This window comes from Kutzneria sp. 744 (assembly GCF_000568255.1).
Lineage (GTDB): Bacteria > Actinomycetota > Actinomycetes > Mycobacteriales > Pseudonocardiaceae > Kutzneria.
In genome coordinates this window covers 5,753,674-5,767,904 of sequence record NZ_KK037166.1, presented here as the reverse complement: position 1 = coordinate 5,767,904, position 14,231 = coordinate 5,753,674, and the positions used below count along the sequence as shown (strand labels likewise).

At 71.0% G+C, this 14,231-nt stretch carries 16 protein-coding genes; 12 read left to right on the top strand and 4 right to left on the bottom strand.

Features of this window, described 5'->3' with window-relative positions; translation table 11 throughout:
* The first annotated feature begins 59 nt into the window (after window positions 1-59).
* On the top strand, window positions 60-497 hold the full coding sequence (locus tag KUTG_RS26015; RefSeq protein WP_043720376.1) for a hypothetical protein: 438 nt from the start codon (window positions 60-62) through the stop codon (window positions 495-497).
* Window positions 498-500: 3 nt separating this feature from the next.
* Complete coding sequence (locus KUTG_RS26010; RefSeq protein ID WP_043720373.1) at window positions 501-1,364, top strand: Fpg/Nei family DNA glycosylase; 864 nt, start codon at window positions 501-503, stop codon at window positions 1,362-1,364.
* Here the strand turns inward: KUTG_RS26010 and KUTG_RS26005 are convergent.
* The 3 genes from KUTG_RS26005 to KUTG_RS25995 are packed head-to-tail and all read right to left on the bottom strand — an operon-like array spanning window position 1,357 to window position 4,101.
* Window positions 1,357-1,974, bottom strand: coding sequence for a LutC/YkgG family protein (locus tag KUTG_RS26005; RefSeq protein WP_043720371.1), 618 nt, complete (start codon window positions 1,972-1,974; stop codon window positions 1,357-1,359). The genes KUTG_RS26010 and KUTG_RS26005 overlap by 8 nt on opposite strands.
* On the bottom strand, window positions 1,967-3,388 hold the full coding sequence (locus KUTG_RS26000) for a LutB/LldF family L-lactate oxidation iron-sulfur protein (protein WP_043720368.1): 1,422 nt from the start codon (window positions 3,386-3,388) through the stop codon (window positions 1,967-1,969). Before KUTG_RS26000 ends, KUTG_RS26005 begins: the two co-directional genes overlap by 8 nt.
* A complete protein-coding gene (locus KUTG_RS25995; protein WP_043720367.1) occupies window positions 3,370-4,101 on the bottom strand; it encodes a (Fe-S)-binding protein in 732 nt (243 codons plus the stop codon). Before KUTG_RS25995 ends, KUTG_RS26000 begins: the two co-directional genes overlap by 19 nt.
* A gap of 130 nt (window positions 4,102-4,231) precedes the next feature.
* On the opposite strand from KUTG_RS25995, the gene KUTG_RS25990 reads away from it, so the two are divergent.
* The 9 genes from KUTG_RS25990 (at window position 4,232) to KUTG_RS25950 (ending at window position 12,370) form a co-directional block, all read left to right on the top strand.
* Window positions 4,232-5,503, top strand: a complete 1,272-nt coding sequence (locus tag KUTG_RS25990) for a sensor histidine kinase (RefSeq protein ID WP_043720365.1) — start codon at window positions 4,232-4,234, stop codon at window positions 5,501-5,503.
* A gap of 49 nt (window positions 5,504-5,552) precedes the next feature.
* Entirely contained in the window at window positions 5,553-6,434 is an 882-nt protein-coding gene (locus tag KUTG_RS25985) for a S49 family peptidase (RefSeq protein WP_043720362.1), read from the top strand.
* Window positions 6,435-6,558: 124 nt separating this feature from the next.
* A complete protein-coding gene (locus tag KUTG_RS25980) occupies window positions 6,559-7,413 on the top strand; it encodes a LytR/AlgR family response regulator transcription factor (protein ID WP_084579794.1) in 855 nt (284 codons plus the stop codon).
* Window positions 7,410-7,841: a hypothetical protein gene (locus KUTG_RS25975; protein WP_232240943.1), complete on the top strand. Its 432-nt coding sequence runs from the start codon at window positions 7,410-7,412 to the stop codon at window positions 7,839-7,841. The genes KUTG_RS25980 and KUTG_RS25975 overlap by 4 nt, the downstream gene beginning before the upstream one ends.
* A gap of 1 nt (window position 7,842) precedes the next feature.
* Window positions 7,843-9,666 (top strand): sodium/solute symporter, encoded by a 1,824-nt coding sequence (locus tag KUTG_RS25970; RefSeq protein WP_052395414.1) that lies wholly within the window; start codon window positions 7,843-7,845, stop codon window positions 9,664-9,666.
* Between the two features lie 44 nt (window positions 9,667-9,710).
* Window positions 9,711-10,217, top strand: a complete 507-nt coding sequence (locus KUTG_RS25965) for a SigE family RNA polymerase sigma factor (protein WP_043720361.1) — start codon at window positions 9,711-9,713, stop codon at window positions 10,215-10,217.
* A 5-nt stretch (window positions 10,218-10,222) separates the two neighbouring features.
* The gene (locus KUTG_RS25960) at window positions 10,223-11,101 is read left to right on the top strand and encodes a hypothetical protein (protein WP_157494773.1); all 879 of its coding nucleotides are present in this window, start codon (window positions 10,223-10,225) and stop codon (window positions 11,099-11,101) included.
* Window positions 11,102-11,138: 37 nt separating this feature from the next.
* Entirely contained in the window at window positions 11,139-11,474 is a 336-nt protein-coding gene (locus KUTG_RS25955; RefSeq protein WP_043720356.1) for a rhodanese-like domain-containing protein, read from the top strand.
* A gap of 2 nt (window positions 11,475-11,476) precedes the next feature.
* Complete coding sequence (locus tag KUTG_RS25950) at window positions 11,477-12,370, top strand: DUF4328 domain-containing protein (protein WP_043720355.1); 894 nt, start codon at window positions 11,477-11,479, stop codon at window positions 12,368-12,370.
* A 4-nt stretch (window positions 12,371-12,374) separates the two neighbouring features.
* On the opposite strand, the gene KUTG_RS25945 is transcribed toward KUTG_RS25950, so the two are convergent.
* The gene (locus KUTG_RS25945; RefSeq protein WP_043720352.1) at window positions 12,375-13,565 is read right to left on the bottom strand and encodes a cytochrome P450; all 1,191 of its coding nucleotides are present in this window, start codon (window positions 13,563-13,565) and stop codon (window positions 12,375-12,377) included.
* 87 nt (window positions 13,566-13,652) lie between these two features.
* Here KUTG_RS25945 and KUTG_RS25940 point away from each other — a divergent pair.
* On the top strand, window positions 13,653-14,231 hold a 579-nt coding region (locus KUTG_RS25940; protein ID WP_232240942.1), incomplete at its 3' end, for a glycerophosphodiester phosphodiesterase family protein.

Here is a 14,231-nt window from a genome sequence, read left to right as displayed (position 1 = left end):
CGCCGCGATACCGTGAACAGACGCTTCGGTGACCGGTTCGCGATCGCGAGGAGGCGGTGATGACGCGGTTGGTGCGTGGCGCCGACGGCAGGATGTGGACCGTGCGGGGTCGCATGTCGTGGGCGAACATGGATGGCGCCGACGACTTCGAGCACGACGTGGCCGGCGGCCACGGGCCAGGCATCGGCATGATCTCGATCCTGGTCATCCTCACCATCGTGCTGCTGGTCTGGCGGCCGACGGGTGTGGTCGTGCCGGGGTGGCTGATCCTCGCGCTGGTGCTGCTGTTCCTGTTCTTCCCGGCCCGGTGGGCGCTGCGTCGCCCGTGGACGATCGTCGCCGAGACGCCGGGTGACCTGGACGAACACCCGCCGGAGCGCTGGGTCGGCACCGTGCGCGGCGTGTTCAACGTGCGCCAGGAGACCAGCAAGGTCGCGCGTAACATCGAGGTGTACTCCCTGCCCAACGTGGACGGGCCGCTGCAACCAGTGGACTAGCACTTGCCTGAACTGCCGGAGGTCGAAGCGCTCGCGCACCACCTGCGCGAGCACGCTGTCGGCCGCACGGTGGCGCGGGTCGACGTGGCGTCCCTGTCGGTGCTCAAGACCGCCAGCCCGCCCTGGACCGACCTGCACGGCCGCGAGGTCACCGGCGCGGGTCGGCACGGCAAGCACCTGGACCTGGACTGCGACGGGCTGCACCTGATCGTGCACCTGGCCCGCGCCGGCTGGCTGCGCTGGGCCAACACGCTGTCCGCCGCCCCGCCCAAGCCCGGCAAGGGGCCGCTGGCCCTGCGCGTGCACCTCGGACCGCCGGGACAGGGGCCGGGCTTCGATCTCACGGAGGCCGGCACCAAGAAGGGCCTGGCCGTCTGGATCGTCAAGGATCCGGCCGAGGTGCCCAGCATCGCCCGCCTCGGCCCGGACGCCCTGTCGCTGGACCGGGACACGCTCGCCGCCCTGCTCAAGGGCCGCACCGAGCGGTTGAAGACGGCCCTGACCGACCAGACCCTGCTGGCTGGCGTGGGCAACGCCTACTCCGACGAGATCATGCACACCGCGCAGCTCTCGCCCTACGCCACCGCCGGCAAGCTCGACGCCAACGCGCTGGACCGCCTGCACGCCGCGTTGCACAGCGTGCTCACCGACGCCGTCACCCGCTCCGTCGGGCAGGGCTCGGCCACCCTCAAGGGCGAGAAGCGCTCCGGGCTGCGGGTCCACGCCCGCACCGGTCTGCCCTGCCCGGTCTGCGGCGACACCGTCCGCGAGGTCTCCTTCGCCGACAAGTCGTTCCAGTACTGCCCGACCTGCCAGACCGGCGGCAAGCCCCTGGCCGACCGCCGGTTGTCGAGGCTGATCAAGTAACGGCGATGATCACGTGCAGGGTCCTCGGACCGTGCACGCCTTCCACCCGGTCCAGCTCGATGTCGCTGGTCGCGGAGGGTCCGCTGATGAAGGTCAGCGGCCGCGTCGGCTCCAGCCGGGCCAGCGCCTCGGGCACGATGCCGACGATCTGGTCGGTCCGCACCACGCACAGGTGGTAGTCCGGCACGAGGGTCAGCGCCCGCCGGCCCTGGGCCTCGCCGCCGTCCAGAACGAGGGTGCCGGTCTCGGCGATGGCCACCGCGCAACCGGTCAGCACACCGTCGGCGCCGTCCAATTGATCGATCGACAGTGACGGTGAGTCGATGAGCCATTCCGCGCCGTCAACCCGCCAGCTCGACGGCAGGTCGACAGGTCCGACCATTCGGGTCGCGCCCCGGGCCGCCAGCAACGAAGCGATTTTCGCCGGCACGTCGGCCGACGCCACCTGGTGCACCTCGGCGCGGTAGTCGGCGATCCGCTCGGCCGCCAGCTCCACCAGGTCGCCGAGGGGCCGGCTCAGGTCGTAGTCGCGGGGGATCGCCTCGACCGAGGGCCGGTCCGCCAGGGCGCGGCGGATGCGGCCGAGAACCACCGAACGAGTGTCAGCCACGGTTCTTCCTCCACCACGTCCGGAACGACTCGGCCGGCGGCGTCGGCACGTCACGGGCGGACGTCCACTTCGAGCCGGGCCACGGCAGGCTGCTGATCCGCCCGGACGGAGCCAGGTGCCGGGCCAGCGAACCGACCTTCTGGGCGTTCTCGTACCGCCGAGCGTCGTTGAAGATCCAGCCCAGGGCGGCCATGCCGACCGACTCCGGGGTGCGGCCCTTGGCCTCGACGGCCTCGGCCCGCAGGTGCACCAGCACCTCCGGGATGTTGATCCGCACCGGGCACACCTCGTAGCAGGCGCCGCACAGCGAGGACGCGTACGGCAGCGACGCCGCCTGCTTGTCGTGCATGTCGTTGACCAGTTGCGGCGACAGGATCGCGCCGATCGGCCCGGGATACACCGAGCCGTAGGCCTGGCCGCCGGTCCGCTCGTACACCGGGCAGACGTTCAGGCAGGCCGAGCACCGGATGCAGCGCAGCGCCTGCCGCCCGACCCGGTCGGCCAGCGCGTCGGTGCGGCCGTTGTCCAGCAGCACCAGGTGGAACTGCTGCGGGCCGTCGCCGGGCGTGACGCCGGTCCAGACCGAGGTGTACGGGTTCATCCGCTCCGCGGTCGAGGACCGGGGCAGCAGCTGGAGGAACACCTCGAGGTCCCGCCAGGTCGGCACCAGCTTCTCGATGCCCATCACGGTGATCAGCACTTCCGGCAGGGTCAGGCACATCCGTCCGTTGCCCTCGGACTCCACCACCACGATCGAGCCGGTGTCGGCGACGCCGAAGTTCGCCCCCGACACGGCCACGCGGGCCAACAGGAACTTGCGCCGGAGGTGCCGCCGGGCCGCCTCGGCCAGGTCGCGAGGCTCGTCGGAGGCGGGCTTCTCGGCCATCTCCCGCTGGAAGATCTCCTTGATCTCCGAACGGTTCCGGTGGATGGCCGGCACCAGGATGTGCGACGGCCGGTCGTTGCCCAGCTGGACGATCAGCTCGGCGAGGTCGGTCTCCACGGCCCGAATGCCGCCGGCCTCCAGTGCCTCGTTGAGCCCGATCTCGGCGGTGGCCATGGACTTGACCTTGACCACCTCGTCGGTGCCGGCCTCGCGGGCCAGCCGCAGCACGATTTCGTTGGCCTCATGGGCATCCAGCGCCCAGTGCACGATCCCGCCGCGGGCCGTGACGGCGGCCTCGATCCGTTCCAGGTAAGTGTCCAAATTGGACAGAACGTCGTCCTTGATCGCCTCGCCGGCCCGCCGAAGCTGTTCCCAGTCGGGCAGTTCGGCCACGGCCTTGGCGCGCTTGTCCCGGATGGTGTGGGTGGCCTTGCGCAGGTTGCGGCGCAGCTGGGTGTCGGCCAGCGCTGCCTTGGCGGCCTTGGGGAAAACCGGGCTGCCCAGCCAGGTCACGGGGTTGCTGCCCACGGCTCCTCCTCGGTGCTGGCCAGGATTTCCGCCAGGTGGACGGTCCGCACGCCGGTGCGCAGCCGGGACAGGCCGCCGCCGATGTGCATCAGGCACGAGTTGTCGCCGGCGCACAGCACTTCGGCGCCGGTGTTGAGCACACAGCGCATCTTGTCGCCGAGCATGGCCGTCGAGGTGTCGGCGTTCTTCACGGCAAAGGTGCCGCCGAAGCCGCAGCACGTCTCCGCCTCCGGCAGTTCCACCAGGTCCAGGCCCCGCACGGAGCGCAGCAGTTGCAGCGGCTTGTCGCCGACGCCCAGCATCCGCAGCGAGTGGCAGGTGGGGTGATAGGTCACCCGGTGCGGGAAGTAGGCGCCGACATCCGTCACACCGAGCACGTCGACCAGGAATTCCGACAACTCGTACGTGCGGGCGAAGGCATCGGATGACCCGTGCAGCTCGGGATGGATCTCCCGCACCATGCCGCCGCACGACCCGGACGGCGCCACGATCGCGTCGTAGCCGGCGAACACGCCGGCGTACTTCGACGCCAGTGAGCGCGCCTCTTCGCGGTATCCGGTGTTGTAGTGCATCTGGCCGCAACAGGTTTGGTCCATCGGGAAGTCGACGTCGCAGCCGAGTCGCTCCAGCAGCCGGAGCACCGCGCGGGCCGTCGACGGATAGAACGTGTCGGTCAGGCAGGTGGCGAACAGGCCTACACGTGGAGCTGGCACGCGACCACCCTGCCTGGTGATTCATCGGATGTCTACTCGTCGCTGCCGGTAGTGGACCGTTCACCGACGAGCCCGGCCGTCAGCCTGACGAGAGCTTGCCCATCGGCCCTGTTCGGCGGAGCATTGCGGGGTGGTCGAGCTCCTGACCGAGCAAACAGTGCTCGGCATCATCGCGACGCTCGCCGTGCTCGGGCTGTTCGTTCTGCTGTGCCGGGCGCGTCGGGTCAGCACGTCGGTCGACGAAGCCGTCGCCGACGCGCTGCACCGCATGTCCAAGGCCGCGCCGGACCTGCGGGACGGGTTGACCCCCGACGCCGCCGACAAGGCGTGCAAGAACCTGGTCGAGCTGCTCAAGTGCGTCGCGGTCGGCATGACCGACGAGCGGGGCGCGCTGCTGTCCTGGGACGGCGACGCCAACGAGCACTACGTCGACCTCCAGGACGCGATCGTCAAGGCGATCAGCGGCGAGCGCAAGGAGTTCGTCGAGCACGACGAGCTGGAGTGCGTCGACAAGGGCAACTGCAAGATGCGCCAGGCGGTGATCGTGCCGCTGATCGTGGAGTCCCGGACCCGCGGCGCGCTGATCATCGTGGGCGGCGTCGGCAGCAAGCGGCTCTACCGGATGTCCCAGGAGGTGGCCCGCTTCGTCTGCACCGAGCTTGAGCTGGGCGAGCTCCAGGAGTCCCGGCAGCGGCTGGCCCAGGCCGAGGTCAAGGCCCTGCGCGCGCAGATCTCCCCGCACTTCGTCTACAACGCCCTCAACGCCATCAGCTCGCTGGTGCGGACCGACCCGGAGCACGCCCGCGAGCTGCTCCAGGAGTTCGCCGAGTTCACCCGCTACTCCTTCCGGGCCAACGGGCTGTTCACCACGCTGGCCGAGGAGCTGCGCAACATCGACCGGTACCTGACCATCCAGCGGGCCCGCTACAACGAGCGGCTGTCCGTGCGGCTGCGCATCTCGCCCGAGGTGCTCAACGTGGTCGTGCCGTTCCTGGTGCTCCAGCCGCTGGTCGAGAACGCCGTGCAGCACGGCCTGGCCAACAAGCCCGGCGGCGGCACCGTCACCATCATCGCCCAGGACAACGGCAGCGAGGCGCTGATCAGCGTCGAGGACGACGGCGTCGGGATGGACGCCGACCTGCTGCTCGACGACCTCAAGGACGCCCACAAGTCCGGCGCGCACGTCGGCATCGGCAACATCAACAACCGCATGCGCACGGTGTTCGGCGAGGACTACGCCCTGATGGTCGAGACGGCCCCGGACGCCGGCATGAAGGTCACCATGCGGGTGCCCAAGTTCAGCCCCGGCGTGCGGCCGGTGCTGGCCGTGGTGCCGGACGACCCCGCCGACGAGGGCCCCGGCCCGGACGACCGGCGGGTCCGGCTGAGCCCGGTTCGCTGACGGCGCACAGCCGCCCGTTGAACACTGTTCACGCGTAGGGTCTCCGACCATGAACGTCCCGGAGAAGCTGGCCGACAAGCTGGCCGCCAGGTTGCCCCTTCTCGGCGATCGGGTCGACCGGTCGCCGGTGGTCGCCGTGGTGCGGCTGCACGGCGTGATCACGCCGACCCCGCAGCCGCTGGGCCGGGGCGCGATCAATCTCAACGCCATCGAGCCGGCGTTGGCCAAGGCGTTCGCCCACGACCGGCTGCAGGCGGTCGCGCTGGCGATCAACTCCCCGGGCGGCTCGCCCACCCAGTCCGCGCTGGTCGGCGAGCGGATCCGGGAGCTGGCGGCCAAGAAGAAGGTGCCGGTGCTGGCCTTCTGCGAGGACGTGGCCGCCTCCGGTGGCTACTGGCTGGCCTGTGCCGCCGACGAGATCTACGCCCACCGCACCTCCATGGTCGGCTCCATCGGCGTCATCACCGCCGGCTTCGGCCTGACCGGCCTGCTGGAGCGCTTCGGCGTGGAGCGCCGGGTCTACACCGCCGGCGAGCACAAGCACCGGCTCGACCCGTTCAGTCCGGTCAAGGACGAGGACATCGCCTGGCTCAAGGGGCTGCAGGGCGAGCTGCACACCGAGTTCACCGATTGGGTGAAACAGCGCCGCGGCGACAAGCTGGCCGACAACCCGGAGCTGTTCACCGGCGAGGTGTGGACCGGGGCCAAGGCGCTGGAGCTGGGCCTGGTCGACGGGCTGGGCTCGCTGCGCGAGGTCGTGGCCAAGAAGTTCCCCGGCGCGGAGATCGCGGTGGCCGAGGCCCGCAAGCCGCTGCTGGCCCGGCTGGGCATCGCCGGCGGGAGCTCGGTGTTCGGCGGCGCCGGCGAGAAGGTGCTGGCCGCCATCGAGGCCGTTGAGCAGCGCGCCACCTGGTCCCGCTTCGGGCTCTGAACCGTTTCCGCGGCCCGCCACGTAGATCAGCCTGCGTGGTCAGGGCCGGCCTTGCGACGGGGCCGGCTTCACCCCGATCGAACGGTGGTCGAAGATGGACACAACCACCGGTCGATCGGCAAGATTGCGCGGCACAGTGAGCATTCAGGACACCACGCCAGGTCTCCTCGTGTTGGCCGTCGATGACGAGGCCCACGGGCTCGACGAGCTGACCTACCTGCTCGGCCAGAATTCGCAGGTCGGCAGGGTGATCGGTGCGTACGACGCGGCGGAGGCGCTGCGCGTCATCCGCGGCGCGGACCCCGAGACCAAGCAGCGGCTGGACCGCGGCCTGTGCCCCGTCGACGCCGTGTTCGCCGACATCTCCATGCCCGGGCTGTCCGGGCTGGAGCTGGCCCAGGTCATCAACGCGTTCCGGGACAAGCCGCAGCTGGTTTTTGTCACCGGGCTGTCCGAGGAGGCCGTCACCGCCTTCGAGCTCGGCGCGCTGGACTACATCGTGAAGCCGCCGCAGCAGGCCCGGGTGGACATGGCCATCGACCGGGTGGCCAAGTTCCGGCTGCTGACCGCGGCCCCGCCGACCCCGGTCGGCGGCGTGGTCGAGCAGGCCGGCGACGACGAGGTGATCCCCGTCGAGCTGGCCGGCACCACCAAGCTGGTGCCCCGCTCCACCGTGCGGTACGTGGAGGCCCAGGGAGACTACGCCCGGCTGCACACCGCGGAGGGCAGCCACTTGGTCCGCATCCCGCTGGCCCAGCTGGAAGAGCGCTGGGCCGATGCCGGCTTCATTCGCATCCACCGGTCGTTCCTGGTGTCGCTGCCGCTGGTCACCGAGCTGCGCATGGGCTCGTCCGGCTACACCGTGGTGGTCGGCGCCGGCTCCGACGAGAAGGAGCTGCCGGTCAGCCGCCGGCACACCCGTGAGCTCAAGGACCGGCTGGTCCGCCAGCCCAAGCACGGCTGGGGCGCCGGCACATGACGGGCGACCGGGAGCCCGCCAAGCCCTCGACCGAGCTGGTGCCGGTCGAGCCGGCGCAGCCGCAGCGCAAGCCGCCGCGACGCAAGAAGGTCGTGCTGGCCGAGGCCAAGGGCTCGCGCACGGTCGCCCGCACCATCGTCGAGTTGGAGGAGCAGACCAGCGTCGGCGAGCACCTGGTGCGCAGCCTGGTGTGGGCCCAGTTCCGCACCTCGTTCTGGATGGCGATCCTGCTCATCTTCACCATCGCCAGCCTGCCGCTGCTGTTCTTCCTGTTCCCGTCCTTCGGCGACCTGACGATCTTCGGCATCCGGCTGCCGTGGGTGCTGCTCGGCGCGCTGCCGTATCCGCTGCTCTACGGCCTGGGCGTCTGGTACGTGCGGCGCGCGGAACGGCACGAGCGCGACTTCGTGAGCATGGTCGACCACTGACATGGGGATCAACGCGCTGGCGTGCGTGAGCATCGCGATCATCGTGATCGGCACGTTCTACCTGGGCTATCACGGCTCCCGCACGGCCAACACCACCCGCGACTTCCTGGTCGCCCGGCGGCGGGTCTCGGCCCACCAGAACGCGGCCGCCATCGCCGGCGAGTTCCTGTCGGCGGCGTCGTTCATCGGCATCGTCGGCCTCGTCCTCAAGAACGGGCCCGACGAGCTCTGGTACGCCATCGGCTTCACCGCCGGCTACCTGGCGCTGCTGCTGTTCGTGGCCGCCCCGCTGCGCCGCTCCGGGGCCTACACGCTGCCCGACTTCGTCGAGGCCCGGCTCGGCTCCCGCGGGCTGCGCGGCGTCGCCGCCGTGATCACCGTGGCCATCGGCTACATCTACCTGATCCCGCAGCTCCAAGGGGCCGGCCTCACGCTGAACAGTGTGCTGCCGTGGGCCCCGGACTGGCTCGGCATCGTGGTCGTGGCCGTCGTGGTCGTGATCAACGTGCTCAGCGGCGGCATGCGGGCCATCACCCTGGTCCAGGCGTTCCAGTACTGGGTGAAGCTGTTCGCGATCAGCGTGCCGGCGTTCGTGCTGTGCATCGTGTTCGCCGGCAGCGGGCCGCCGGACGGGCAGCAGAGCCTGGCCGCCGACGGGCCGCCGATGTTCACCAAGGACACCACCGTGACACTGGAGCAGCCGGTCCGGCTGCGCGTCGAGCACCCGCTGCGCCTACCCGAGGTGCACGGCTGGGTCAACGGGCAGCGGGTCGACGGCTCGGCCGTGTGGGGCGTGAGCCAGCAGAACATCGGGGCCAAGACGCAGCTGTCGTTCAGCGCCGGCAGCGCCGTGCCGATGGTCGACGGCGCCGTGCAGAGCAACGCCGACTGGCTGCGGCCGCAGTCCGGCGGGCTGCCCGAGCTGTTCGACAGCTACTCGCTGATCTTCGCCACGTTCCTGGGCATCCTCGGTCTGCCGCACGTGCTGGCCCGCTTCTACACCAACCCCGACGGCCGCTCGGCCCGCCGCACCACGCTGCACGTGCTGCTGCTGCTCGGCATGTTCTACCTGTTCCCGGCCTTACTGGGCGCGCTGTCCCGCATCTACGAGCCGCAGCTGCTGGTCACCGGCAAGACCGACGCGGCGGTGCTGCTGCTGCCGCAGGCGATGCTGCCCGGCATCCTGGGCCAGGTGCTGGGCGCGATCGTCGCCGCCGGTGCCTTCGCCGCGTTCATGTCCACCTCGTCCGGGCTGCTGGTCAGCCTGGCCGGCGTGGTCTCCACCGACGTCTCCCGCGGCCGCGTCCGGGACTTCCGCTGGTCGACCGTGCTGGTCGTGCTCGCGCCGCTGGTCGGGGCGCTACTGCTGCACAACAACGACGTGTCGCTGGGCGTGGGCATGGCGCTGGCGATGGCCGCGTCCACCTTCTGCCCGGTGCTCATGCTCGGCATCTGGTGGCGGGGCCTGACCTGGGTCGGCGCCGGCGTCGGCATGGTGCTCGGCGGCAGCCTGGTCGCGCTGGCGCTGATCGGCAACATCGTCAGCAGCTACACCGGCAACTGGTCGCCGGCCGTGCTCCAGCAGCCCGCGCTGATCACCGTGCCGGTCGCGTTCATCACCATGATCATCGTCAGCAAGGCCACCCACCGGCGGCGGCCCGAGGACGTCAACCGGATCATGCTGCGGCTGCACGCCCCCGACCCGCTCGGCTTCACCCGCGACCGGGACGTGCTGCGGTTCGGCGAGGGGCAGACCGACGGCCGGCACCGTCGGCTGGCCATCCGGCCGCGGCTGCGGTCACGGCGGTCGTCCTCCACGGCCTGACATCGGTGCGCAACCCATTCGGGGGACAAGACGTCCACTCAGACGTGGCACTGCGCGACGACGGCTTCGCCGACTTCTTCACCAGCCGCTTCGACGGCGCGCGGCGGATGGCGCACGCGCTGTGCGGCAACTGGCTGGAGGCCGAGGAGATCGCCCAGACCGCGTTCGTGAGCATGTACGGGCGCTGGAACAAGGTCCGCATCGAGAGCGCCGACGCCTACCTGCACACCGTGCTGACCAGGGCCTTCCTCGACACCAAGCGGCGCGGCCGCAAGCGTGAGCAGGTCATGGCCGACCCGCCGGAGGTCATGGTCGAGCAGAACACCTCCAGCGTGGAGGACCGGCCGTCGCTGCTCAAAGCCCTCCAGGAGGTGCCGGCGCGGCAGCGGGCGGTGCTGGTGCTGCGGTTCGTCGAGGACCTGTCCGTGGAGGAGGTCGCTGACGCCCTCGGCTGCACCACCGGCACGGTCAAGAGCCAGACCGCCCGTGGTCTGACCACCCTGCGCAAGGCGTACGGTGCCGTGACCGGCTTGCTTCAGGCGGCGAGGTGATCAGCGTGGACACCGAGGACGAGGAGCTGCTGGCCCTGCTGCGCGCCGAGGTCTCCGAGCAGCTGCCGCCGCCCGTGCACACCGCCTTGGACGATGTCGTGCGGCGCGGCCGCCGTCGGTTGCGTACCCGTCGCCTGGGGGCCGCCCTCGGCGTTGTGGCGGTGGTGGCCGGCGTCGGCGTGACCACGTCGGTGCTGCGGTCCAGCCTGCCCGGCGGGATGCCCTCCAACCAGCTGGCCGCCGCGTCCACCTCCAGCGTCGTGACCACGACGTCCGGCTGGACCTCGTCGGCCAGGTCCGACACCAGGGACTGCTCCAACGGGATCAGCGTGCCCGGCGAGCCCAAGGTCGACCCCGTCAACCTGGACGCGGTCAACAAATCGCTGCTCGCGGCGTTGCAGAAGGTCGCGCCCAAGGCATCGTCCAAGATCACCCGCTCGACCATGCTGCCCAAGCCGACCAGCAGCGACTCCGTGCTGGCCAGCACCTGGGCCGACGTCGTCGACAGCGGGGGCGGGGGCAGCGTGTACATCGAGGTCCACGGCTTCAGCGGCACCCCCACCCAGGCCGCCGACAGCGAGCGGTTCGTGAACGGCGAATGCACCCCGCCGCGACGGCAGGCGCTGCCCGACGGCACCGTGATGCAGCTGTACGCCCCGCTGAGCTACGACCCCGGGCACCCGTCGCAGGCGCTGCGCGTCTACACGCCCACGCACCGGCTGTATGTGATCACCGCCGAGGGCTTCGCGAGCCCCGACTGGACCCAGGTCGCCAACGCCGAGCCCGGCACCCTGGCCGTGCCCCCCGGCGCCGGCCGACACTCACTGCCACTGACCGAGGACCAGCTCACGGCCGTCGCGGAGAGCCTCGCAGCCGGGGGTTAACGCCTGCCCCACGCCGTCACGTGGCAGCATTCGGGGCATGATGCCGCAGGAGGTGCCGACCACGTCGGTCGACCAGGTGCCCGTCGAAGCCGTGCTGCTCGATGTCCGTGAGGACGACGAGTGGGCCGCCGGGCACGCGCCGCAGGCCATCCACATCCCCCTCGGCGAGCTGGCCGAGCGCATCGGCGAGGTCCCCCAGGACAGCGGCGAGGTGTATGTGGTGTGCCGTATGGGCGGCCGTTCGGCCCGGGCCACCATGTACCTCAACCAGAGCGGCTGGGACGCCGTCAACGTCGCCGGCGGCATGCAGGTATGGCACCAGCAGGGCTTCCCGCTGGTCGCCGCCGAGGGCGTCGTTCCCGAGGTGATCTGAGCATGGCCGGGCGGTGGCAGTGGGTGGCGACCCCGCCACCGCAGTCCGGCGCGTCGCGGTCCGTGCCCCGGCGATCCCTGCCCTACACCGGGCCGCCCTCGTACCCCGTGCCGCCTCGGTGGGGGTTTCCGCAGCTCAGCTGGCGTTGGCCGGTGGCCTTCGGGCGCAAGGCCAGGCCCAAGCCCCTCGACCAGCTGCGCATGCTCTCGCGCAACCTCGTCGCCACGCTGTGGATCATCACCGCCGCCCTCGGTATCGCCGTTGTCGGCGAGGGCTGGCGCTACGTCCTGCTGATCCTCAGCCGCAGCGGCGCCCTGTCCCGCACCGTCGTGGCCTTCTCCGACGCCCTCGTCGTCACCGCGGGGGTCGTCTCCGGCCTCGCCGCCTTGGCCTCGCTGACCCTCGGCGTCCTGTGGGTCCTGCGCGCCCGTGACGTCGCCGCCGAGGTCTCCGGCCAGCGCCCCGCCCGCTCCCTGCGCGACGTCCTCATCGGCCTTCTCGTGCCGGTGCTCAACATGGCCGTCGCCGGCTCCATCCTCGCCGAGCTGGAGCACGCCGCCGCCCGCAAGCCCGCCGCCGAGCGCCCGCGTCCCTCCCGCCTGCTGCTCATGTGGTGGGCCGCCTGGGCCGTGGGCGAGCTCCTGTTCGTCCTCGTCTGGCTCGTCACCCTCTTCGGCTCCAGCGTCCAGTCCCTGGCCAACGGCGTCGAACTCCACCTCCTCGCCGACCTGGTCGCCGGCTTCGTCGCCGCCACCGGTGCGCTGTTCGTCAGCCGCATCACCCAGCTCCTGGAGCCCATCGACCCGGCCACCGTGCACCGCCTGCGCCTGGTCAAGGTCACCGACGCCCCCGAGCCGCCGCTGCGCACCTTCCGCGCCGCCGGCACCCCGCGCTAGCCCATCAGCTGGTCAGGCTCAGCGAACTGAGGCCGCGGATGACGAACTCCGCTCGGCGCTCGGGTTGAGCGGCGAGCTGGAGGCCGGGCAGGCGGCGGGCGAGGGCCTCCAACGTCGCCGAGACCTCGATGCGGGCCAGGGGTGCGCCGACGCAGTAGTGGATGCCGGCCCCGAAGCCCAGGTGGGGGTTGGGGGAGCGGCCGATGTCGAGGACGTCGGGTTGGGCGAAGACGAGGGGATCCCGCGCGGCGGAGCCGAGCAGGGCGGCGATCTTGTCGCCGGGACGGAGGGTGAGACCGGCGACCTCGACCTCGGCGGTGGCGGTTCTCTCGAAGAGCTGGAGCGGCGAGTCGTAGCGGATGAGCTCCTCGACGGCCGTGGGGAGCAGGCCGGGGTCAGCCACGAGCCGCTGCCACTGGTCGCGGTGCCGCATGAGGGCGAAGACGCCGTTGCCGATGACGTTGACGGTGGCCTCGTGCCCGGCCATGAGCAGCAGCACGGCGGTGGCGACGAGCTCGTCCTCGGTGAGCTTGGCCCCGTCGGCGTCGGTCTCGGCGACCAGGTCGCTGACCAGGTCGGTGCCGGGCGTCTTGCGGCGCAGGGCGATGAGCTCCCGCAGGTACGCGACGAACTCGCCGGCGGCGTTCTCGGCCTGCGCCCGCTGGGTGTCGGGCAGACCGAACTCGTACATCTTGACGATGGTGTTGGACCACGGCTGCAGCAGTGCCCGGTCGGAGCCGGGAACGCCGAGTAGTTCGGCGATGACCTCGACCGGCAACGGGGCGGCGACGAGTTCGAGCAGGTCGGCGTGGCCGTCGGCGTCGATGCGCGCGGCGACGTCGTCGACCAGACGGGTGGCCAGCTCGCCGACCCAGGGCCGCAGCCGCTCGATGTGGCCGCGGCCGAAGGCGGTGGAGATCAGCCGCCGCAGCCGGGTGTGGGTGGGCGGCTCGTTCTCCAGCAGCGAGTTGCGATGCAGCAGGTTGAACGCGGCGAAGGCGTCCACCGGCTTGGCGTCCGACCAGATGCGGCCGAGGCCGCGGTGGCGGAGCACGGCGGCGGACGCGGCGTGCGAGAGGGTGACGGGCAGCCCGAAGTCGGCGTGCTGGTGCACCTCGCCCTCGGCGCGCATCTGCGCGAACACGGGGTACGGATCCGCGATGAACGCCGGGTCCTTCGGGTCGAACGTCGTCATGGTGACCGACGGTAATTCGCTCACCCATCCGTGGTCCAGCGTTGGCCCGGTCACCCATCGTTCACCCGAATGCCTCAGAATGCGCGCGTGAGACCCGAGATCGTGGCGCACCGGGGCGCCTCAGAGCACCGCGCCGAACACACGAGAGCGGCCTACGAGCTAGCCCTCCAACAGGGCGCGGACGGCCTTGAATGCGATATTCGCCTGACCAGGGACGGCCATCTGGTGTGCGTGCACGACCGCAAGGTCGACCGCACGTCCACGGGCCGGGGCGTGGTGAGCACCCTGACCCTGGACCGGCTCAATCAGCTGGATTTCGGCCAGTGGCACCACGAGCTGCCCGAGTCGGCCGACGACCTCATCCATGAGCCGCTCGCCCAACCCTCGGCCGAGCAGCACGAACGCGGCCTGCTCACGCTTGAGGACCTGCTCGGGCTGCTGAAGGACACGCCGCGACCGGTGAAGCTGTTCGTCGAGACCAAGCACCCGGTCCGCTACACGGGGCTCGTCGAGGCGAAGCTGATCGCCCAGCTGCGCCGGCACGGCCTGAGCGCGCCGGCCAGCAAGGAGGAGTCACGGGTGGTCGTGATGTCCTTCTCTCGCCTGGCCGTCCGCCGCGTCCGCCAGCACGCGCCCCAGCTGCCGACCGTGCTGCTGCTCGACCGG

What these genes read in the sequence shown, in the direction of transcription:
- KUTG_RS26015 (WP_043720376.1), top strand. Translation starts at nt 60, where the DNA reads ATGACGCGGTTGGTGCGTGGCGCCGACGGCAGGATGTGGACCGTGCGG.
- KUTG_RS25985 (WP_043720362.1), top strand. Translation starts at nt 5,553, where the DNA reads ATGAACGTCCCGGAGAAGCTGGCCGACAAGCTGGCCGCCAGGTTGCCC.
- KUTG_RS25975 (WP_232240943.1), top strand. Translation starts at nt 7,410, where the DNA reads ATGACGGGCGACCGGGAGCCCGCCAAGCCCTCGACCGAGCTGGTGCCG.
- KUTG_RS25970 (WP_052395414.1), top strand. Translation starts at nt 7,843, where the DNA reads ATGGGGATCAACGCGCTGGCGTGCGTGAGCATCGCGATCATCGTGATC.
- KUTG_RS25955 (WP_043720356.1), top strand. Translation starts at nt 11,139, where the DNA reads ATGATGCCGCAGGAGGTGCCGACCACGTCGGTCGACCAGGTGCCCGTC.
- KUTG_RS25950 (WP_043720355.1), top strand. Translation starts at nt 11,477, where the DNA reads ATGGCCGGGCGGTGGCAGTGGGTGGCGACCCCGCCACCGCAGTCCGGC.
- KUTG_RS25945 (WP_043720352.1), bottom strand. Translation starts at nt 13,565, where the DNA reads ATGACGACGTTCGACCCGAAGGACCCGGCGTTCATCGCGGATCCGTAC.